Origin of the sequence: Sinorhizobium sp. FG01 (assembly GCF_002531875.1) — a bacterium.
In the GTDB taxonomy this organism is placed as follows: domain Bacteria; phylum Pseudomonadota; class Alphaproteobacteria; order Rhizobiales; family Rhizobiaceae; genus Sinorhizobium; species Sinorhizobium fredii_C.
On record NZ_NWTB01000009.1, the window covers coordinates 247,670 to 266,587 of the forward strand.

Annotated in this window: 20 protein-coding genes; 8 read left to right on the top strand and 12 right to left on the bottom strand. The window is 63.3% G+C overall.

Going from position 1 to position 18,918, the window contains the following annotated elements; genetic code table 11:
- Nucleotides 1-52 precede the first annotated feature (52 nt).
- Nucleotides 53-1,543: an amidophosphoribosyltransferase gene (gene purF / locus CO656_RS17230; protein ID WP_097526517.1), complete on the top strand. Its 1,491-nt coding sequence runs from the start codon at nt 53-55 to the stop codon at nt 1,541-1,543.
- 12 nt (nt 1,544-1,555) lie between these two features.
- Nucleotides 1,556-2,296, top strand: a complete 741-nt coding sequence (locus CO656_RS17235) for an SDR family NAD(P)-dependent oxidoreductase (protein ID WP_037413827.1) — start codon at nt 1,556-1,558, stop codon at nt 2,294-2,296.
- 76 nt (nt 2,297-2,372) lie between these two features.
- Here the strand turns inward: CO656_RS17235 and CO656_RS17240 are convergent, their stop codons facing one another.
- The 4 genes from CO656_RS17240 to CO656_RS17255 form a co-directional block, all read right to left on the bottom strand.
- Nucleotides 2,373-3,236 (bottom strand): phosphatidylcholine/phosphatidylserine synthase, encoded by an 864-nt coding sequence (locus tag CO656_RS17240; RefSeq protein ID WP_037413825.1) that lies wholly within the window; start codon nt 3,234-3,236, stop codon nt 2,373-2,375.
- Between the two features lie 9 nt (nt 3,237-3,245).
- Nucleotides 3,246-3,944, bottom strand: coding sequence for a phosphatidylserine decarboxylase (locus CO656_RS17245; protein WP_097526518.1), 699 nt, complete (start codon nt 3,942-3,944; stop codon nt 3,246-3,248).
- 107 nt (nt 3,945-4,051) lie between these two features.
- A complete protein-coding gene (locus tag CO656_RS17250; protein ID WP_097526519.1) occupies nt 4,052-5,944 on the bottom strand; it encodes an ABC transporter ATP-binding protein/permease in 1,893 nt (630 codons plus the stop codon).
- A gap of 205 nt (nt 5,945-6,149) precedes the next feature.
- The gene (locus tag CO656_RS17255; RefSeq protein WP_097526520.1) at nt 6,150-7,862 is read right to left on the bottom strand and encodes a LysM peptidoglycan-binding domain-containing protein; all 1,713 of its coding nucleotides are present in this window, start codon (nt 7,860-7,862) and stop codon (nt 6,150-6,152) included.
- 242 nt (nt 7,863-8,104) lie between these two features.
- On the opposite strand from CO656_RS17255, the gene CO656_RS17260 reads away from it, so the two are divergent.
- Nucleotides 8,105-8,722 (top strand): TIGR00730 family Rossman fold protein, encoded by a 618-nt coding sequence (locus CO656_RS17260; RefSeq protein WP_037413812.1) that lies wholly within the window; start codon nt 8,105-8,107, stop codon nt 8,720-8,722.
- A gap of 1 nt (nt 8,723) precedes the next feature.
- On the opposite strand, the gene rarD is transcribed toward CO656_RS17260, so the two are convergent.
- The 7 genes from rarD to cysS all read right to left on the bottom strand — a co-directional run bounded on the left by rarD (nt 8,724) and on the right by cysS (nt 15,352).
- Entirely contained in the window at nt 8,724-9,662 is a 939-nt protein-coding gene (gene rarD, locus CO656_RS17265; protein WP_037413811.1) for an EamA family transporter RarD, read from the bottom strand.
- A 171-nt stretch (nt 9,663-9,833) separates the two neighbouring features.
- Entirely contained in the window at nt 9,834-11,450 is a 1,617-nt protein-coding gene (cimA, locus tag CO656_RS17270) for a citramalate synthase (RefSeq protein ID WP_037413819.1), read from the bottom strand.
- A gap of 52 nt (nt 11,451-11,502) precedes the next feature.
- Entirely contained in the window at nt 11,503-12,465 is a 963-nt protein-coding gene (pip, locus tag CO656_RS17275) for a prolyl aminopeptidase (RefSeq protein WP_037413810.1), read from the bottom strand.
- On the bottom strand, nt 12,462-12,962 hold the full coding sequence (locus CO656_RS17280) for a GFA family protein (RefSeq protein WP_097526568.1): 501 nt from the start codon (nt 12,960-12,962) through the stop codon (nt 12,462-12,464). The genes pip and CO656_RS17280 overlap by 4 nt, the downstream gene beginning before the upstream one ends.
- Complete coding sequence (locus CO656_RS17285) at nt 12,962-13,438, bottom strand: GFA family protein (RefSeq protein WP_037413809.1); 477 nt, start codon at nt 13,436-13,438, stop codon at nt 12,962-12,964. The genes CO656_RS17280 and CO656_RS17285 overlap by 1 nt, the downstream gene beginning before the upstream one ends.
- On the bottom strand, nt 13,435-13,917 hold the full coding sequence (locus CO656_RS17290) for a GFA family protein (protein ID WP_037413806.1): 483 nt from the start codon (nt 13,915-13,917) through the stop codon (nt 13,435-13,437). Before CO656_RS17290 ends, CO656_RS17285 begins: the two co-directional genes overlap by 4 nt.
- A gap of 34 nt (nt 13,918-13,951) precedes the next feature.
- On the bottom strand, nt 13,952-15,352 hold the full coding sequence (gene cysS, locus CO656_RS17295; RefSeq protein ID WP_097526521.1) for a cysteine--tRNA ligase: 1,401 nt from the start codon (nt 15,350-15,352) through the stop codon (nt 13,952-13,954).
- 415 nt (nt 15,353-15,767) lie between these two features.
- Here cysS and CO656_RS30250 point away from each other — a divergent pair, with 415 nt between their 5' ends.
- Nucleotides 15,768-15,935: a hypothetical protein gene (locus CO656_RS30250; RefSeq protein ID WP_176536611.1), complete on the top strand. Its 168-nt coding sequence runs from the start codon at nt 15,768-15,770 to the stop codon at nt 15,933-15,935.
- On the opposite strand, the gene CO656_RS17300 is transcribed toward CO656_RS30250, so the two are convergent.
- Nucleotides 15,932-16,708 carry an SOS response-associated peptidase gene (locus CO656_RS17300; protein WP_097526522.1) on the bottom strand — a complete coding sequence of 259 codons (777 nt, stop codon included), beginning with the start codon at nt 16,706-16,708 and terminating at the stop codon, nt 15,932-15,934. The genes CO656_RS30250 and CO656_RS17300 overlap by 4 nt on opposite strands.
- A gap of 59 nt (nt 16,709-16,767) precedes the next feature.
- Here CO656_RS17300 and CO656_RS17305 point away from each other — a divergent pair, with 59 nt between their 5' ends.
- The 4 genes from CO656_RS17305 to CO656_RS17320 all read left to right on the top strand — a co-directional run bounded on the left by CO656_RS17305 (nt 16,768) and on the right by CO656_RS17320 (nt 18,880).
- Nucleotides 16,768-17,250, top strand: coding sequence for an NUDIX domain-containing protein (locus tag CO656_RS17305; protein WP_097526523.1), 483 nt, complete (start codon nt 16,768-16,770; stop codon nt 17,248-17,250).
- Nucleotides 17,247-17,690 (top strand): TIGR02301 family protein, encoded by a 444-nt coding sequence (locus CO656_RS17310; protein ID WP_037413797.1) that lies wholly within the window; start codon nt 17,247-17,249, stop codon nt 17,688-17,690. The genes CO656_RS17305 and CO656_RS17310 overlap by 4 nt, the downstream gene beginning before the upstream one ends.
- A gap of 159 nt (nt 17,691-17,849) precedes the next feature.
- Entirely contained in the window at nt 17,850-18,119 is a 270-nt protein-coding gene (locus CO656_RS17315) for a hypothetical protein (RefSeq protein ID WP_018239227.1), read from the top strand.
- A gap of 14 nt (nt 18,120-18,133) precedes the next feature.
- Nucleotides 18,134-18,880, top strand: a complete 747-nt coding sequence (locus CO656_RS17320) for a hypothetical protein (RefSeq protein ID WP_097526524.1) — start codon at nt 18,134-18,136, stop codon at nt 18,878-18,880.
- Nucleotides 18,881-18,918 lie beyond the last annotated feature (38 nt).

The window sequence follows — 18,918 nt, forward strand, 5'->3', positions numbered from 1 at the left end:
TCTGGCAGCCTGATCACGATATGCGCACCGGCACGGAGCAAAGGCGACTGCGATGACCGATCTCAGATCCAGTGAAATCCACGACGAACTCGATGGTGATACGCTGCATGAGGAATGCGGCGTGTTCGGCATTCTCGGACATCCGGATGCAGCCACCCTGACGGCACTTGGTCTGCATGCGCTCCAGCATCGCGGCCAGGAAGCCGCCGGTATCGTCACCTTCGACGGCAAGCAGTTCTATACCGAAAAGCGCATGGGCCTCGTCGGAGACCACTATACCGACCCGGCCACGCTGGCGAAGCTGCCGGGCTATATCTCCATCGGCCATACGCGCTACTCGACAACCGGCGAAGTGGCGCTGCGCAACGTCCAGCCGCTCTTTGCCGAACTCGAAGTCGGCGGCATCGCCATCGCCCATAACGGCAACTTCACCAATGGCCTGACGCTGCGGCGCCAGCTGATTGCCGACGGCGCCATCTGTCAGTCGACCTCGGACACCGAAGTCGTCCTTCACTTGATCGCCCGCTCGAAGCAGACCTCTTCCTCCGATCGTTTCATCGACGCCATTCGCCAGATGGAGGGCGGCTACTCGATGCTGGCGATGACGCGCACCAAGCTGATCGCGGCGCGCGACCCGATCGGCATCCGGCCGCTCGTCATGGGCGAACTCGACGGCAAGCCGATCTTCTGTTCGGAAACCTGTGCGCTCGACATCATCGGCGCCAAATACATCCGCGACATCGAAAACGGCGAAGTCGTCATCTGCGAGATCCAGCCGGACGGTTCGATCTCGATCGACGCGCGCAAGCCCGAGGCCTCACGGCCCGAACGTCTCTGCCTCTTCGAATATGTCTATTTCGCTCGTCCGGACTCCGTTGTCGGCGGTCGCAGCGTCTATGTGGCGCGCAAGAACATGGGCGTCAATCTCGCCAAGGAATCGCCCGTCGACGCGGATGTCGTCGTCCCTGTGCCGGATGGCGGCACTCCGGCCGCGCTCGGCTATGCGCAGCAGAGCGGCATTCCCTTCGAATATGGCATCATCCGCAACCACTATGTCGGACGGACCTTCATCGAACCGACGCAGCAGATCCGGGCCTTCGGCGTCAAGCTGAAGCATTCGGCCAATCGCGCCATGATCAAGGGCAAGCGTGTCGTGCTTGTCGACGATTCCATCGTGCGTGGGACGACGTCGGTCAAGATCGTCCAGATGATCCGCGAGGCCGGCGCACGCGAAGTGCATATCCGCGTCGCCAGCCCGATGATCTTCCATCCGGATTTCTACGGCATCGACACGCCCGACCGCGACAAGCTGCTGGCCAACCAGCATTCCGACCTCGCTTCCATGTGCCGCTTCATCGGCGCGGATTCGCTCGAGTTCCTGTCCATCGACGGTCTCTATCAGGCCGTCGGCGGCGCCCCGCGCGATCCGCAGGCGCCGCAGTTCACCGACCATTACTTTACCGGCGACTATCCGACCCGCCTGCTCGATCAGGAAGGCGCGAGTAACGTCCGCAAACTTTCGGTTCTTGCCAGCAACGGATAACCAGACAACAACATGACGCTCAATCTGAAAGACCGGATCGCCGTCGTCACCGGCGCATCGCGCGGCATCGGCTATTTCACCGCCCTCGAACTCGCCAAGGCCGGCGCCCATGTCATCGCCTGCGCCCGCACGGTCGGCGGCCTGGAGGAGCTGGACGACGCCATCAAGGCGGTGGGCGGATCGGCGACGCTGGTCCCCTTCGACCTTGCCGACATGGCCGCGATCGACAAGCTCGGCGGCGCCATCAACGAACGCTGGGGCAAGCTCGACATCCTGGTTGCCAATGCCGGCGTGCTCGGCACGATCTCGCCGATCGGCCATGTCGAGGCCAAGGTCTTCGAAAAGGTGATGACGATCAACGTCACCGCCACCTGGCGGCTGATCCGCTCACTCGAGCCCCTGCTCGTCAAATCGGATGCCGGTCGCGCGCTCATCCTGTCCTCGAGTGCTGCGCACAAGTGCAAGCCCTTTTGGGGCCCCTACTCCGCCTCCAAGGCAGCAGTCGAGGCGCTGGCGCGCACCTGGGCCTATGAGACGCAGCGCCTGCCGCTCCGCATCCTCAGCGTCGATCCGGGTGCGACACGCACCGCGATGCGGGCCCAGGCCGTGCCCGGCGAGGATCCCGCAACAGTGCCGCACCCCTCCGAGGTCGCCGCCGCGCTGATGCCCCTCTTCGGACGGGATCAGACCGAAACCGGCAAGCTCTTCATCGTCCGAGAAAAGAAGATCGTCGACTACCGCCTGCCGGAGTAATCGGTTTCTGCGCATGTCCCACAAAAAAGCCACCGCGATGTCTCGCGGTGGCTTTTTCTTAGCAACGCGTTTGTGGTCAGTCGGTGTCCCCTGGCAGGCCATCATTTCCCTGGCCCGCAGGCCAGTCGCCATATTTCCTCTGCCAGGAGCGGGCGCCGAACGGCAGGGTCAGCAAATAGCCGACTGCCGTCACGACCATGGTTTCCCAGGTGTAGGTCATCAGCGTCGCGACGTAGAGGACGACGACCAGAATGGCCGGGAGCACCAGATCACGGCGAACGCGGTTTTCGGACTTGCCGGACCAGACCGGCAGGCGGCTGACCAGCAGGAAGGCGATCAGGACGGTATAGAACGCCGCGATCAAGGCGAAGATCCTGCCGGGCGCCAGCCCCAGGAGACCGATATAGACCGGCAGCAGCACCAGCATGGCGCCGGCCGGAGCCGGCACGCCGACGAAATATTCCGACTGCCAGGCCGCCTTGACGGGGCGCTCGGCCATGACGTTGAAGCGGGCAAGTCTCAAGCCGACCGCAATCGCATAGATCAGCGCCGCGATCCAGCCGACCGAGCGCGCCTGGTCCAGCAGGAAGACGTAAAGCACAAGAGCCGGGGCGACGCCGAAATTGATGATATCGGCGAGCGAATCCATCTGCACTCCGAAGCTCGACGTCGCCTTCAGCAGCCGCGCCACGCGCCCGTCGATGCCATCCAGGAATGCTGCAAGCAGGACCATCGCGACGGCGAGCTCGAAGCGATTTTCGAAGGCCAGGCGGATGCCGGAGAGGCCCGCACAAATCGCCAGGACGGTGATCGTATTCGGCACCATCAGGCGCAGCGGGATTTCCCGCAGCCGCGGGCCACGGGCCTTGTCATGCCCGTCGTTCGTGTCGACCGCCACTTCGGGGATCTCGGCCGTTTCTTCCTGCCGGGGATTTTCCATGTCGGTTCCTCACGCGCGTCGGCTGATGACCGGCCCCTTCGACGAGCCGAATTCGGCGATCACGGTCTCTCCGCCGATAGTTTTCTGACCGAGACTGACGCGCGGCTGCGCGCCTTCCGGCAGGAAGACGTCGAGGCGCGAGCCAAACCGGATGAGGCCAAAGCGTTCGCCGCTTTCCAGCGAGGCATTCTCCGTGGTCCAGCACAGGATGCGCCGCGCCACCAGGCCGGCGATCTGGACGACGCCGATGGCGCCGCGGCTCGTTTCGACGACAAGGCCGTTGCGTTCGTTGTCCAGGCTCGCCTTGTCGAGCTCGGCATTCAGGAAACTTCCGGCCCGATAGGCAATTCGCCTCACCGTACCGCTCATCGGCGCGCGGTTCACGTGGCAGTCGAAGACGTTCATGAACACGGTAATGCGCAGCATCGGCTCGGCGCCGAGACCGAGTTCTTCCGGCGGGACGACGGTGGCGATCGACGATACGCGCCCGTCGGCCGGGCTGATGACGAGATCCTCGTCGATCGGCGTCATGCGCTCCGGATCGCGGAAGAAATAGGCGCACCAGGCGGTCAACAGAAAGCCGATCCACATCAGCGGCTCCCACAGGAAACCAAGGATCAGGGAAACGACGAAGAAGATCGCGATGAAGCGATAACCTTCCTTGTGCACCGGGACCAGCGTGTTGCGGACCGTTTCAACCAAGCTCATCAACTTACTCCAGCTATGACGCGGAACGTGAACTAGCGCGATTTCGCACACCCGGCAACGGCGAACGGCAAACCGCGGTTGCTTCACCGCCACCGAAGCGACCCTGCTCAAGCCGCCGGCGCGCCGCGGTCGACGATGCCGAGATCGTCTCGCTCGCGCACTCGCTTCAACTGCTCCTCCGCCTGCGTAGCCTCGCGCTGACGGCTCCACATCGAGGCATAGAGGCCGTCACGGTCGATCAATTCGCCGTGCGTGCCCCGTTCGGCGATGGCGCCGTCCTTGAGCACGATGATCTCGTCGGCGTTGATGACTGTCGACAGGCGATGGGCGATCACCAGCGTGGTGCGATTGCGCGACACGATATCGAGGGCCGCCTGGATTTCCTGCTCCGTCTTGGTGTCGAGGGCGGAGGTCGCCTCGTCGAGGATCAGGATCGGCGGCGCCTTGAGGATCGTCCGCGCGATCGCGACGCGCTGCTTCTCGCCGCCCGAAAGCTTCAGCCCGCGCTCGCCGACCATCGCCCGGTAGCCTTCCGGCAAGCCGCGGATGAAACCGGCGATCTGCGCCGCTTCGGCCGCCGCCTCGACTTCGGCATCCGAGGCCGCCACTCGGCCGTAGCGAATGTTGTAGGCGATCGTGTCGTTGAAGAGCACCGTATCCTGCGGAACCATGCCGATCGCCGTGCGCAGGCTTTTCTGGGTGACCTCTCGCACATCCTGGCCGTCGACGGTGATCGACCCCCGCTGAACGTCGTAGAAGCGATAGAGCAGCCGCGACAAAGTGGACTTGCCGGCCCCGGACGGACCGACGACCGCCACCGTCTTGCCGGCGGGCACCTCGAAGGAAATTCCCTTGAGAATGGGACGGGCCGGATCATAGGCGAAATGCACGTCCTTGAAGGCGATTGCGCCGCGCCCGATCGCGAGCTCCTTCGCATCCGGCCGATCGACCACTTCCGCTTCAACGTCGAGGAGATCGAACATGTGTTCGATGTCCGTCAGTCCCTGGCGGATTTCGCGATAGACGAAGCCGATGAAGTTCAGCGGAATGGCAAGCTGGATCAGCATCGCATTGATGAAGACGAAGTCGCCGATGGTCTGCTCGCCGTTTCTCACGGCAAGCGCCGAGATCGTCATCATCACGGCCGTGCCGGCCCCGAAAATAACGGCCTGGCCGAAGTTCAGCCAGCCGAGGGAGGTCCAGACCTGGGTGGCGGCGCGTTCGTAGCGCTCCATCGACTTGTCGAAACGCTTCGCCTCCATGTCTTCATTGCCGAAATATTTGACCGTTTCGAAATTGAGCAGCGAATCGATCGCCTTGGTGTTGGCCTCGGTGTCGCTGTCGTTCATCGACCGGCGAATGGCGATACGCCAGTCGCTGGCGCGCACGGTGAACCAGATATACAACCAGACGGTGACGGCGGTGACGACGAGATAGCTGAAGCCGTAGCCCCACCAGAAGATCACTGCGGTCAGCAGAAATTCGATCAATGTCGGAACGCTGTTCAGGATCGTGAAGCGAACGATCGTCTCGATGCCCTTGGTGCCGCGCTCGATGATGCGCGACAGCCCGCCGGTGCGCCGCTCCAGATGGAAGCGCAGCGACAGCTGATGCATATGAACGAAGGTTCTGTAAGCCAGCTGCCGAACGGCATGCTGGCCGACACTTGCAAAAAGGGCATCACGCAATTGGTTGAGGCCGGATTGCAGCAGGCGCGCCAGATTGTAGGCGAGCACCAGCATGACGGCGCCGGTCAGGAATTGCGGCAGGAAGCCGAGCGCATCAGGCTTGTTGTTCAGCGCATCGGTCGCCCACTTGAAGAAATAGGGAACGAGTACGAGGACAATCTTGGCGGCGACGAGAATGATCGTCGCCCAGACAACGCGCAACTTGAGATCGGGACGGTCGGCCGGCCACATATAAGGCCAGAGATTGGCGATCGTAGCCAATGGATTGGCGGCATCGGCGGAAACCGTCTTCTTCTGGCGCGTAGGTGTCAAATGTATCTGCTTCCGATGCTTCCGGATCGCGGCGATGCCGAATGCGCGCGACCCCCGACGTGAACCGAAGGGCCAGGATACCGCGCGAGCTCGTCCGCGACCCTGACCGATCAATGAAAAGCGGCGTCCTTGAAGACGCCGCCTTCCTTACAGATAGGTCCACCCCCGCACGATCGCAATGGAACTGCGGTTGGAAGACGGATTATTATTCGCGCCTCACGCGCTTGCGATGGAGCTCGCGCGACTCGTCGTCGGAGAGCGCCTCATTGGGCACCCCGAACACCTGTCCGGGGCGGATCAGATCGGGATTGTCGATCTGTTCGCGGTTGGCGAGATAGATCGTCGTGTAGCGAACCCCCGCGCCATAGACGCGGCGCGAAATCTGCCAGAGCGTGTCGCCGCGGCGGATGATCACCGATTCCTTGCTTTCCTTGAGCGGCGGCTGCTCGATCGTCGCGGGCTGCGCCTCAGCCGGTGAGGACGCGGCGACCTGCTCGCTGGCCGGCGGAGTTGCGGCCTTCGCCGCGCTCTCGGGCTTCGCCGGCTCCACCGCGTCGCTCGCCGCCGCCTGGGGCTTGGCGGCAGCCACGAGTCCGGTCCCAGCCGCCCGTTGCGGCAGGGCAGGTCCGATGACGCCCTCGACCTTGCCAAGCGTCGCGACGATGCCTGCCGGGTCCTGCGGCGAGTTGCGCAGAAGCTTCAGGGCCTCGGCGGCTGCCTTCGAAGCCTCGGCCGCCGCCGCTGTCTGGGCCGCGTCCGCACTGTCGGCCGGCTTGAATTCGGAGAGCGACTTCAGCGCAAATTCGGTGGCCGAACGAGCAGCGGCGAGTTGCTCGGCGGAGGGCTGCTTGCCATCGGCGAAGAGCCCCTTCAGCAGGGTGAGCGCCTTGCCTGCCTCCGTCCTCAGGCCATCGAGACCTGGGGCGGCGTGTTCCGAGGAGGAACCGGCGATCGCGGCAACCTGCGTGCCGGACGGCCTGTCGAAGGGGACCGAGGCGCGCATCGCCACCTTGGTGGCGTCCTCGCTCATCATATCCGCACGGATGATGTGACTGCCGACGGCGAGATCGACCAAACCGTCTACGACGAAATGCCCCTTGTCATCTGCCTTCATCTCGCCGACGAGCGTGTCGTCGGCGTAGATGCGTACCAGCGCTCCGGGCTTCGCGTTGCCGGCAACGAACATCTTCCTGCCCTCGATCTCCACGGCCGTCACCTGCAGCCCCGGCACGGTATTGGAAGGGGCCGGCGTCGCCGGCACCGCCTCCGTCGCGCCGTTCTGCGTGGCGGGCGCGGCGGCAGTCTCGGTCGGCTTGGCTTCGGCCGTCGGCGTGGTGATCAGCCGGCTCGCCTCACCCGGTTTCGATACCATCGCCAGCAACTGTCCGCCCGGCTCCTTCGGCACGGAAACGGTTGCAACCTCTTCCGAGATCTTGCTGGCGCCGCCTGTGCCGACGCTTCGAAGCGTCAACTGGTGGTCACCTGCAGCGAGCGGCTTATCGAAGACTGCGGCGAAATCCCCGGCGGCGTTGACATCGGCCGTACCGACAACGGTGTTGCCGCTCAGAATTTCGAGCTTCGTGCCCGGCTGGGCGCGGCCCGCGACGACGGTCGACCCGTCGGGCTCAACACGGAGAAGATCGAAGCCCGGAACGGTCAAATCGGCAGCACCGGGAGCAGTGCCGCCGGCGGTGGCGGCCACCTGTTCCTTGGCCGCGTCTCGTGCCGCGCCCGGGGCGCCGTCAATCTTGGCGGCGGGCGCAACCCCTGCGATCTCCGTCCCGGTAGCCGCCGGTAGCGCGGCCTGATCCTTGTCATCGTCGTTCAAATCGAGGTTCGGTTGGACCACGAAAACCATCAAGGCGGTCGCAATCGCCAGCACACCGAGGGCCACCCAGCTGGCCTTGTTCTTGATCATGCCACTCTCCACGGAGCGGAGCGCTGCTCCGCACATGCCCCTTCGTCGACTTACGAAGCGCAAGCCATTGACATATTATAGCGCAACGGCGGGCGCACGTCCGAATTCTTCAATGTATTGCTGAAATTGCTAACGTTTCCTGTAGTTAAGCACAAGCTTCGACTGCGCCCGCGAGAAACTGCGCGAAAAGTTTTCGCGCATTTTTCTTGACCGGTGCTGCGCTGCAATGTCTTTTTGCCCCCATGAGCAACCAGCCTACCCCGATTCGATCCGTCTGCGTCTATTGCGGTTCGCAGCCTGGACGCGATCCCGCACATATCGAGGCGGGGCGCCTTCTTGGCAAATCGATTGCCGATCACGGCCTGCAGCTCGTCTATGGCGGCGGCACGCGCGGCATCATGGGTGCCGTGGCGAGCGGCGTGCTTTCGGCCGGCGGTCACGTCACCGGCATCATTCCCGAGTTCCTGATGGACAAGGAGGCGACTCGCCACTCGCTCGGCCAGCTCAACGAGCTGATCGTCACCGGGGACATGCACGAGCGCAAGCACACGATGTTCGAGCGCGCCGACGCCTTCATAGCGCTGCCCGGCGGCATCGGCACGCTCGAGGAGATCGTCGAGATCATGACCTGGGCACAGCTCGGCCGCCACCGCAAGCCGATGGTGTTCGGCAATATCAACGGCTTCTGGGCGCCGATGCTCGAACTGCTGACGCACATGCGCGAGCAGGGCTTCGTCCACACGGCCCACCTGGTTCAGCCGCTGGTGATCGATCGGGTCGCAGACATCGTGCCCGGCATCCTGGCCACCGCCGCCGCGAACGGTCGCGAGGGGGAAAGCGAGATCATCTCCAGACTCTGAGCTATTCCGCCGGGGTCGGCTGTGCGGCGCGACGCGCCCTGCTTTCGGCCAGCATCGCTCCCGAATAGATGAAGAGGGCCGCCCAGATCAGCGCAAAGGCGATGATCTTCGCAACGCCGAAGGGTTCGTGGAACACGAAGACGGCGATCACGAAGATCATCGTCGGGGCGATATATTGCATGATGCCGATGGTCGAGAGCCTGAGGAGCTTGGCACCATTGGCATAGATCATCAGGGGCACGGCGGTGACCAGACCGCAGGACAGCAAGAGGACGACGTCGGCCATGGTCGTATCGCCGAAATGCCCCTGCCCTGTCGCCTCGAGCCAGATGATGTAGCCGACCGCCGGGATGCTGAGCAGCAGCACTTCGAGGAAGAAGCCCTGGTTCGGTCCGATTGGCAGCGTCTTGCGGAAGAAGGCGTAGAAGCCCCAGGAGATGCAGAGTCCGATCGACACCCAGGGCAGGCCGCCGGCGTCGAAGGCGAGCACGGCGACCGCAAGCGCGGCGAGCCCGATCGCCACCATCTGCGCCGGATTCGGACGTTCCTTGAGCAGCAGCGCACCAAGGAAAATCGAAAACAGCGGGTTGATGTAATAGCCGAGTGCCGTCTCGATCGCCCGGCCGGCACCGATCGCCCAGACATAGATGCCCCAGTTGACGGTGATGAGGGCGGCCGTCAGCGTCGCCATTTTGAGCATGCGCGGCGAGCGTAGCGCAGTTTTGATCTCCTGCGTGCGGCCAAGCCACAGAAGCACGAGGCCGGCGAGCGGCACCGACCAGACGATGCGGTGGGCGACGACTTCGGGCGCAGGGATGTGCGCTACCGCCTTCATGAAGAAGGGAAGAAAACCCCAGAGCAGATAGGCCGTCAGCGCGAAGGCGAAGCCTCTCGCGGAATCGGTATTCTCGGCGGGCTGCTTCGCATTCGGCTCTGCCATGATCCTGATCCTGAAAACTCGACCGGAGCAATGCGACTCCGGTGCCAATCGACGACCAAGCAACAGCGGAGATCGGCCGTCTCTCCTTCCTGCGTCCTACTCCAACGAACAGTGATGCACCAATTCATTTCCGTGAACCGATGCGTGAACGCGATTGAAGGTGGGGCGACGCTATTCCGCCGCGATCAGCCCGACCCGGTCGCGGTTCTTCAGCAGCTTGTAGACGATACTGTCCATCAGCGCCTGGAAGGAGGCGTCGATGATGTTGTCGGAAACGCCGACGGTCCACCAGCGCGCACCGGTGCGGTCCGTCGATTCGATCAGCACTCGGGTGACCGCCCCGGTGCCGCCGTTCAGGATACGCACCTTGTAGTCGGCGAGTTCGAGATCGGCGATCTCGGACTGGAATTTGCCGAGGTCCTTGCGAAGAGCAAGGTCGAGTGCATTGACGGGGCCGTGTCCCTCGGCGACCGACATCATCACTTCCCCGTCGACGATGACCTTGACCACGGCCTCCGACACGGTCTTCAGATTGCCGTTCGCATCGAAGCGGCGCTCGACCATCACCCGGAAGCTCTCGACGTGGAAGAAATCCGGCACGGTGCCGAGAATGCGGCTGGCGAGCAGCGTAAAGCTCGCATCGGCGCCCTCATAGGCATAGCCCGTCGCCTCGCGCTCCTTGACGATTTCTATCAGCTTGTCGAGCCGCGGATCGTCCTTGGCGACAGTGATGCCGCGCCGCTTCAGCGCATTGATGAAGTTCGCCTTGCCGCCCTGGTCGGAGACCATGACCTTGCGCAGGTTGCCGACCGACTCGGGCGCGACATGCTCGTAGGTGCGTGGGTCCTTCAGGAGCGCCGAAGCGTGTATCCCCGCCTTGGTGGCGAAGGCCGAAGCGCCGACATAAGGCGCCTGCGGGTCGGGCGAACGGTTGAGGAGCTCGTCGAAGGCATGCGCAAGCGTCGTCAGTTCCTGCAGCTTGTCGGCATCGATGCCGGTCTCGAAGCGATCCGAGTAGGTTTCCTTCAGCGCAAGCGTCGCAATCAGCGTCACCAGATTGGCGTTGCCGCAGCGCTCGCCGATGCCGTTCAGCGTGCCCTGTATCTGCCGCACGCCGGTTTCGACCGCGGCGAGCGAGTTGGCCACCGCCTGGCCGGTATCGTTGTGGGCGTGGATGCCGAGATTGGCGCCCGGCACCCCCGCGGCGATCACGGCCGAAACGATCTCACGGATTTCCGGCGGCTGCGTGCCGCCATTGGTGTCGCAGAGCACCACCCAGCGCGCCCCGGCCTCCAGCGCCGTTCTCGCACAGGCGATCGCATAGGCCGGATTCGCTTTGTAGCCGTCGAAGAAATGCTCGCAGTCGACCATCGCCTCGCGGCCGGAGGCGACCACAGCATCGACGGAGGCGCGGATATTCTCGATGTTCTCCTCGTTGGAACAGCCGAGCGCCACCTCGACATGGTAGTCCCAGCTCTTGGCGACGAGACAGATGGCATCGCTTTTCGCCGCCAGCAGCGCATTGAGGCCCGGGTCGTTGGAGGCGGAGACGCCCGCACGCTTGGTCATGCCGAAGGCGACGAAGGCGGCCTGCTGCGTGCGCTTTCTCGTGAAGAACTCCGTGTCGGTCGGATTTGCCCCTGGATATCCGCCCTCGACATAGTCCATGCCGAATCCGTCGAGCATGGCGGCAATGGCGATCTTGTCCTCGACGGAAAAGTCGATGCCGGGCGTCTGCTGCCCGTCGCGAAGCGTCGTGTCGAAGAGATAGATGCGTTCCTTGGTCATGGCTCGGTCCAAAATGCGAGTCTGGAAATCATTGCGGGTCGTGGTCATCCCGCTATTCGGTCTTCCCGGCGAATTTGTCGGTCGCGCGGATCAGGCGATCGAGAATGCCCGGCTCGGAATAGGCATGGCCCGCGCCCTCGATCAGATGGAATTCTGCCTCCGGCCAGGCCTTGTGAAGCAGCCAGGCGTATCTGGCCGGACACGGCATGTCGTAACGGCCGTGGACGATCACCCCGGGAATGCCGTGGAGCCTATAGGCGTGGCGCAGCAATTGGCCTTCCTCGAGCCAGCCGGCATTGACGAAGAAATGGTTCTCAATCCGCGCAAAGGCATCGGCAAACTCCTCTTCCTCGAAGCGGTTGCTGGTCGCCGGCTCCGGCAGAAGCGTGATCGTCTCGCCTTCCCAGATGCTCCAGGCCTTGGCCGCGGCGAGCCGCGTCGCGCGATCGTCGCTCGTCAGGCGGCGATGATAGGCGCGCATCATCTCGTGCCGCTCTTCCGGCGGGATCGGGGCTATGAAGCGTTCCCACTTGTCCGGAAACATCTCCGAAACGCCGAATTGATAGTACCAGTCGAGTTCGGCCCGAGTGAGCATATAGACGCCCCGGACGACCAGCTCGGAGACGCGCTCGGGAAACTTTTCGGCATAGGCGAGGGCCAGCGTCGAACCCCAGGAGCCGCCGAAGACCAGCCATTTTTCGGCACCGGCCATTTCCCGCAGCCGCTCGATATCGGCGACGAGATGCCAGGTGGTATTGGCCTCGATCTCGGCATGCGGGGTCGACTTGCCGCAGCCGCGCTGGTCGAACAGCGTGACATCGTAGAGCGCCGGATCGAAGAGGCGGCGATGGTTCGGCGAAATCGTACCGCCGGGACCGCCATGCAGGAAGACGGCCGGCTTCGCGCCGGGCGTGCCCACCCTTTCCCAGTAGATCACATGGCCGTCGCCGACCTCGATATGACCCGAGGCATAGGGCTCGATTTCCGGATAGAGAGTTCTGAGCGCAGCACTCACAGCAGGTCTTCCTCGGGTGGCCAGTGGACGGTGTCGAAGTCGGGGTGCTGGCGGTTCGATCCGAGCACGCGCAGATGGCGCGCGACGGCCTCTGCGCTGCCGTCGTCCGTGTCCCTTTCGGGAAGTTTTGGCAGGTGCGCAAACCACATCATGCGCGACTCGACGCCGGACTGATAAATGGGCTGGACGTCGTCGGGATCGTCGAGCGAGCCCAGCGCGATGTTCAGGAAGCCCGCGTCCGGCATGTCGTAGAACAGCGGCGTCCCGCAATTGCGGCAGAAACCGCGCCGCACCAGGTCGGAGGAGCGGAACCAGGAAGGCTGGCCGCGCGTGATGCTGAAATCCTGGCGCGCGATATTGGCAAGCGGCAGGAAATAGTTGCCAGCCGCCTTCTGGCACATGCGGCAGTGACAGATATGCGGGTCGTCGAGCGTGCCCTCGGCACGGTAACGAACCTGGCCGCATTGGCAGCCACCGGTGAAGATGCGCCGGATCATCATGCCCAGTGCCCTGCCCGCGGCCACTGGTCCGTCTCATGATCGGGATGCTGGAAGGAAATGATCTGTTCCTGCCGCGAATAATAGTCCTGATCATCATGGACCGGCTGGTCGAAGATGGTTTCGACCCAAGGCAGGCGGGCCTGGTAGTTGACCTGGATCCTCGGCGCGAGATCGGAGCGGTCGTCAAAGGCGCCGATCGCGATTTCCAGGCCGCCGGGATGGCGATAGGTGAGAGGCGTCCCGCATTTCGGGCAGAAGCCGCGGTCGATGTTGACGGAGGATTGAAAATAGCTCGGCTCGTCGCGCGTCCATTCGACGCCGTCCTTGGGCGCCGTCACCAAGGCTGAAAAGAACGAACCGAACTGCTTCTGGCACATCCGGCAATGACAAATCGACGGGCGTCCGAGTTCGCCGCGGATGCGGAAACGGACCGAACCGCACTGGCAGCCTCCACTTCGCGTGGCGTCACTCATCGTCTCTCCTCCGGGGCCCAGATTTCGGTGTCGTGATCGGGATGCTGATAGGAAACAAGATCGGCCAGATAAGAAGCCTGGTCGAGGTCGGCCATCGTCTCCTCGCCGGGAAGGGTCGGCACGTGATCGACATAGGGCAATTTCGCCTCTGTACCCCACTGAATGGTCGGCGTGATGCCTTCGGGCCTGTCAAATGCGGCAATCGCCAGCGCCATGCCGTCCGGCGCCTCGAAGGTGAGCGGCGTGCCGCAATCGCCGCAGAAGCCGCGCCATACCGCGTTGGACGATTGGAAGCGCCTGCGCTGCCCGCGTGTCCAGGCGACTTTCGCCCCGCGCACCGAAACGAGCGGCAGATAGAAGTTGCCGCTCGCCTTCTGGCACATGCGGCAGTGGCAAACCGAGGCATCGCCGAGCTTGCCCTCGACGCGGAAGCGGACCGCACCACATTGGCATCCGCCGGTATGGATATCGTCAGCCATGTCTTCCTCCTCGTCCGCAGGTGCCGGGCAACGGTCAGACCTGCGATCGTTTCACTTCCCAGGTGGTCACCCGTTCCCCGGTTTCCGGATCCTTCCCGTCCTTGAGCTGGACGCCGCGGGCCAGGAGATCGGCGCGGATCTCATCCGCTTCGGCATAGTTCTTCGCCTTCAGGAGTTCGAGCCGAGCTCGCACACGGCCGTCGATCTCCTGCACGACCGCCTCATCGAGCTCGATCTCCTTCGGTAGGACGCCGATCAGCGCCGCGCTTGCGGCGAAGACGCCGAGATATTGCGCATCCGCAGACGCCTTCTGCGCCAGGGCATGCAGAGCCTGGATCGCCGCGACGGTGTTGAGGTCGTCCGCCAATGCAGCCACGACCGAGGGATCCGCCTCGCCCGTCGCCTCACCAGCCGCGGGCCATCTGGAGAGCAGGTGCTCGGCTTCCTCCAGCCGCTTGATGGAGAAGTCGATCGGCTCGCGGTAGTGCGTCATCAGCATTGCGAGCCTCAGCACTTCGCCCGGCCATTTGCGGCCGCCGAACGTCTCCGTGTGGAGGAGCTCGTAGATGGTGACGAAATTGCCCTCGGACTTCGACATCTTGCGGCCTTCGACCTGCAGGAAGCCGTTGTGCATCCACACATTGGCCATGACGTCCGTGCCGTGGGCGCAGCGCGACTGGGCGATCTCGTTCTCATGATGCGGAAAGATCAGGTCGAGCCCGCCTCCGTGAATGTCGAACACGTCGCCAAGATAGCGGCCGCTCATCGCCGAGCATTCGATGTGCCAGCCGGGCCGGCCCCGCCCCCAGGGACTGTCCCAGCCAGGCTCATGCTCTTGCGAAAGCTTCCAGAGCACGAAGTCGCCAGGATTTTTCTTATGGGCCTCGACTGCGACGCGCGCACCGGCCTGCTGCTCGTCGAGATTGCGCCTGGAAAGCTGGCCATAATCCGGCATCGATTTCGTGTCGAAGAGCACCTCGCCCTCGGCCAGATAGGCATGACCCTTGGCGAGGAGCTTCTCGATGATCTCAACCATCTGCGGAATGCTCTCGGTGGCGCGCGGCTGAACCGTCGGATCGAGGCAGCCGAGCACAGCGGCATCATCGAGGAACTGCGTCTCGGTCTTCTCGGTGACGCGGCGGATCGCTTCGTTCAGCGGCAGGCCGGGATAGTCGCGCAGGGCGCGAGCATTGATCTTATCGTCGACGTCCGTGATATTGCGCGCATAGGTGATATGGCTTTCGCCGTAGACATGGCGAAGCAATCGGAACAGCACGTCGAAGACGATGATCGGCCGCGCATTGCCGATATGGGCATAGTCATAGACGGTCGGGCCGCAGACATACATGCGGACGTTTTGAGGATCGATCGGCCGGAAATCGGCCTTTTCCCGCGTCAGCGTGTTGTACAGCTTCAAAGTCGGCACTCCGCCCATCCCAATTCTCCAAGACTGCATGCAACCGTAACACTATACGCCCGGGCCGGCCCGCACGTTTGTCATCTTGGATTTCGGGAGACGAAAACGGCCAGGCCAGCGGATCGCTAGCGAATAATCTTCCGGCAAATAATGCAGATAACCGTTTTCATGGCGATCCTTATCGCGCGTCGCATCGCGCCGGTCAAGGGGCAGCCCACATGCAAGCAAAGGTGGGCATCAACGCAACACCGCGGCCATGGATTTGTCACGATTTGGCTCGACCGGATCATCGGGCGGGAACCGTGATTCGCGCTGCACCTGCGTGCGGCATCGGATGCTTGTTTCCCGCGGAACAAGGAGAAACGTCGTTTTCGGGCACAAAACCGAAGACGAAGCGTTTCCGATCTAGGGAAGCATCAAGGAGAACCTGAAAATGAAACCCGCCAAGACACCCGGCTCCAAACGAGCGGCAGCCGATCTCGTGGCGAAATACCGGCCGGTCGGCCTCAAGGCCGTACTCGCCGCCGCGCTACAGGCCAAAGCCAAACCTGCCGGTAAGAAACCCGCCAAGCGTTCCCTACCAGGGCGGAGCGCGCTTTAAAAGAGCGTCAGCTGTCCATTGTCTCCATCGCGATCGTCGGCAGGATTTCTTACCGCCGAGCGCGATACGACGGGCCTAACTTCTTCCTGGAGATCGGGTCCGGCACTCGCGACTTTGTTGACGCGGTCGGAAATAGGAATCGCTTCGAAGAAATCCTCAGGCGCCGGACTCATGAGGTCGGTCATGTCGCGCGGTTCCTGCGTCCTGCAGTCCAGCCAGCGGGAAAATTCCTCCGGCGGGACCACCACGGGCATGCGATCGTGGATGTGCCGGATCGTTTTGTTCGCGCCGGTGGTGAGGATGGCGGCCGTGTCGACCTCCGATCCATCGGCCGACGACCAGGTCTCCATGAGACCGGCGAAGGCGACGATGCCGCCTTTCTTCGGCCGGACCCAATAGGCCTGCGGGGCTTCACGGCTCCCTTTCGGTGGACGATGCCACTCATAGAAACCGGAGGCTGGCACCAGAATGCGGCGGTGGCGCATCGCAGCGCGGAAGGCGGCCTTTTCCATCGCGGTGTCGGCGCGGGCATTGATGAGCAAGGGAAAGCTGCGCGGATCCTTCACCCAGCCTGGCGTGAAGCCCCAGCGGACGAGCATGGCCTTGCGGTCGGGCAGGTTGCTGCCTGGCTCCGGCTGCTCGGACGCAACGACGATGAGAATCGGCTGGGTCGGCGCGATGTTGAACCTCGCCGGAAAGTCTTCCACCTTCAGCAGGCCAAACAGTTCCAGCAATTCTTCCGGGCTCGCCGTCAGCGCAAAACGTCCACACATGACATGGGTGTGGCATTTCAACTAGGATGGGTCAACGACATATGAAGACAGCTCTGACGATGACACGCCAGCCCCAGCTCGCCTCCTCCGCCATCATCGAACGGAACGGACGCTATCTGCTCGTCCGCCGAGCCAATCCGCCATCCGCCGACATGTACGCCTTTCCGGGCGGCCGGGCAGAACCCGGAGAGACTCCTGCCGAAACCGCCCTGCGCGAACTCGCCGAGGAAACCGGCATCTGCGGCCGTGAGCCGGTGCTTTTCGAGACCTATGACCTCGTTCCGAGCCACCCGGAGAGCCGGCATTTCCTGCTCTCCGTCTTTACGGTCGAGGCCGATCCGGATTGCGACGCCGTTGCCGCCGACGATGCGGCAGACGTCGGCTGGTTCACGCCGGAAGAGATCTTCGCCCTGCCCATTCCGGAGAGCGTCCGTCATTGTGTGGAAAAACTGGGTGTGGAAAAAGCCGGCATTCGGCCGACGATCCGCCCGGGCCGCGACGCCCTTGCAAGCGGCGCCGATTCGGATTTGATGGACCCATGATCATTGCGTCCTTCATCTTCCGACTTGTCCTGGCCGGCACCGCGCTCGCTATCGCGGCAGGGGCGGCCGCACAGGAGGCAGCCCCTGCTCCTCAGGACGCGCAAACCGCTGCTCCGCCCCCGGTCGAAGACAAGCCGCCGCCCTATGAGCAGCGCCTCGTCCGTCTGGCGGAGATCCTCGGGTCGGTCCATTATCTGCGCAATCTCTGCCTCAACCAGCCGGAAGACAGCTGGCGACGCTCTATGCAGGAATTGATCGACAAGGAGACTGCCGACGAGCCGAAGCGGCGCGAGCGCATGACCGCCGCTTTCAACCGCGGGTACAGAACCTTCGCCTCGGTCTATACGGCATGCACGGAGCCCGCGACGCTCGCCGAAGAGCGATACCGTGCCGAAGGTGCAACACTCGCTTCCGAAATCGTCGCGCGCTTTGGAAATTAGGGAGATATTAACCTCTTTTTCCGCCGGCCCGTGTCGTTTCGGGAAAAGGCTGCTAAAGTCCGTTAAGAGAGTGGTAAGAAGTAGCCGGCCTGTCTGCCCGTTCAGTTGCGGTTCAGCGGAGAGGCGCTAGGTTGACCAACTGCACGTGATGGAAGCCGCATGGAACGAATGATGGAACCAAGCCTGACCGACATCGACGACATGATCGTTCACGAGAAAATGCAGGCGGCTCTGGAACACCAGAACGAAGCCTGGGCGGACGGCATGGCGGATGGGATCGAGCCGGAAATCATTGCCGACGCGGCGATAGCACTGGCCATGCGGGAAACCATTCGGCTGCATGGCGAAGACGGCGCCGAGGCCATGCTGAATTCGCTTCGCGAGCGCATGCTCGCCGGAGAGTTCTCGCCACAGCGGTCAATCCAATAGCATCAGGACTGCCCATGACCCGGATCCTTGCAGGCCGTGCCAGAGCGGTGCGCCTCGTCATGCTGTTGCTGGCGGGGGCCGTTCCTTACGTCCCGATGGCGGCTCCGGCTGCATTCGCCTTAAGCGAGCTCAATGGCGCTCCCCCTACCGCTCCGAGCGACAGCGCGGAGAACGCGGCACCGGCCGAGACGCCCGAAGCCGACCCGGAAGAGCCGCTTGAAATTCCGATGCCGGATCCGCTGGTCGACAAGGCCGCGACCGAGACCAAGGATGCCGCGCCGGAAGTGGTCCAGCCGGTCGAGGTTTTGTCCGATGTTTCGAAAATTCCTGAACCGGTCGCCCGCATGCGCGAACTGATCGTCGAGGCAGCCGCCTCCGGCGACATCGAGCGGCTGCGCCCGCTGCTCGGCAAAGGGCCGACCCAAACCCAGGTCAGCGGCAGCGGCGGCGATGAAGATCCGATCGCAATTTTGAAGGGTTTGTCCGGCGACCAGGACGGTGTCGAAATTCTTGCGATCCTGCTCGATGTTCTGTCGACCGGCTTCGTCCTTGCCGACAAGGGCACGCCGGAGGAAGCTTATGTCTGGCCCTATTTCGCCGAAAAACCCTTGTCTTCCTTGACCCCTCCGGAGAAGGTCGACCTCTTCCGGCTGGTGACCGCCGGCGATTTCGCCGGCATGGAAGAATTGGGCAACTACAACTTTTACCGCGTCGGGATTGCTCCCGACGGCCAGTGGAAGTTCTTCGTCGCCGGCGATTGACCGTTTCTCAATGGCTTCAGGCGGGATGCGGGCGGAAA

Excerpts from the sequence above, each read along its gene's own strand:
- purF (WP_097526517.1), top strand. The coding sequence starts at position 53 with ATGACCGATCTCAGATCCAGTGAAATCCACGACGAACTCGATGGTGAT.
- CO656_RS17235 (WP_037413827.1), top strand. The coding sequence starts at position 1,556 with ATGACGCTCAATCTGAAAGACCGGATCGCCGTCGTCACCGGCGCATCG.
- CO656_RS17240 (WP_037413825.1), bottom strand. The coding sequence starts at position 3,236 with ATGGAAAATCCCCGGCAGGAAGAAACGGCCGAGATCCCCGAAGTGGCG.
- CO656_RS17245 (WP_097526518.1), bottom strand. The coding sequence starts at position 3,944 with ATGAGCTTGGTTGAAACGGTCCGCAACACGCTGGTCCCGGTGCACAAG.
- CO656_RS17255 (WP_097526520.1), bottom strand. The coding sequence starts at position 7,862 with ATGATCAAGAACAAGGCCAGCTGGGTGGCCCTCGGTGTGCTGGCGATT.
- CO656_RS17260 (WP_037413812.1), top strand. The coding sequence starts at position 8,105 with ATGAGCAACCAGCCTACCCCGATTCGATCCGTCTGCGTCTATTGCGGT.
- rarD (WP_037413811.1), bottom strand. The coding sequence starts at position 9,662 with ATGGCAGAGCCGAATGCGAAGCAGCCCGCCGAGAATACCGATTCCGCG.
- cimA (WP_037413819.1), bottom strand. The coding sequence starts at position 11,450 with ATGACCAAGGAACGCATCTATCTCTTCGACACGACGCTTCGCGACGGG.
- CO656_RS17280 (WP_097526568.1), bottom strand. The coding sequence starts at position 12,962 with ATGATCCGGCGCATCTTCACCGGTGGCTGCCAATGCGGCCAGGTTCGT.
- CO656_RS17285 (WP_037413809.1), bottom strand. The coding sequence starts at position 13,438 with ATGAGTGACGCCACGCGAAGTGGAGGCTGCCAGTGCGGTTCGGTCCGT.
- CO656_RS17290 (WP_037413806.1), bottom strand. The coding sequence starts at position 13,917 with ATGGCTGACGATATCCATACCGGCGGATGCCAATGTGGTGCGGTCCGC.
- cysS (WP_097526521.1), bottom strand. The coding sequence starts at position 15,352 with ATGGGCGGAGTGCCGACTTTGAAGCTGTACAACACGCTGACGCGGGAA.
- CO656_RS30250 (WP_176536611.1), top strand. The coding sequence starts at position 15,768 with ATGAAACCCGCCAAGACACCCGGCTCCAAACGAGCGGCAGCCGATCTC.
- CO656_RS17300 (WP_097526522.1), bottom strand. The coding sequence starts at position 16,708 with ATGTGTGGACGTTTTGCGCTGACGGCGAGCCCGGAAGAATTGCTGGAA.
- CO656_RS17305 (WP_097526523.1), top strand. The coding sequence starts at position 16,768 with ATGACACGCCAGCCCCAGCTCGCCTCCTCCGCCATCATCGAACGGAAC.
- CO656_RS17310 (WP_037413797.1), top strand. The coding sequence starts at position 17,247 with ATGATCATTGCGTCCTTCATCTTCCGACTTGTCCTGGCCGGCACCGCG.
- CO656_RS17315 (WP_018239227.1), top strand. The coding sequence starts at position 17,850 with ATGGAACGAATGATGGAACCAAGCCTGACCGACATCGACGACATGATC.
- CO656_RS17320 (WP_097526524.1), top strand. The coding sequence starts at position 18,134 with ATGACCCGGATCCTTGCAGGCCGTGCCAGAGCGGTGCGCCTCGTCATG.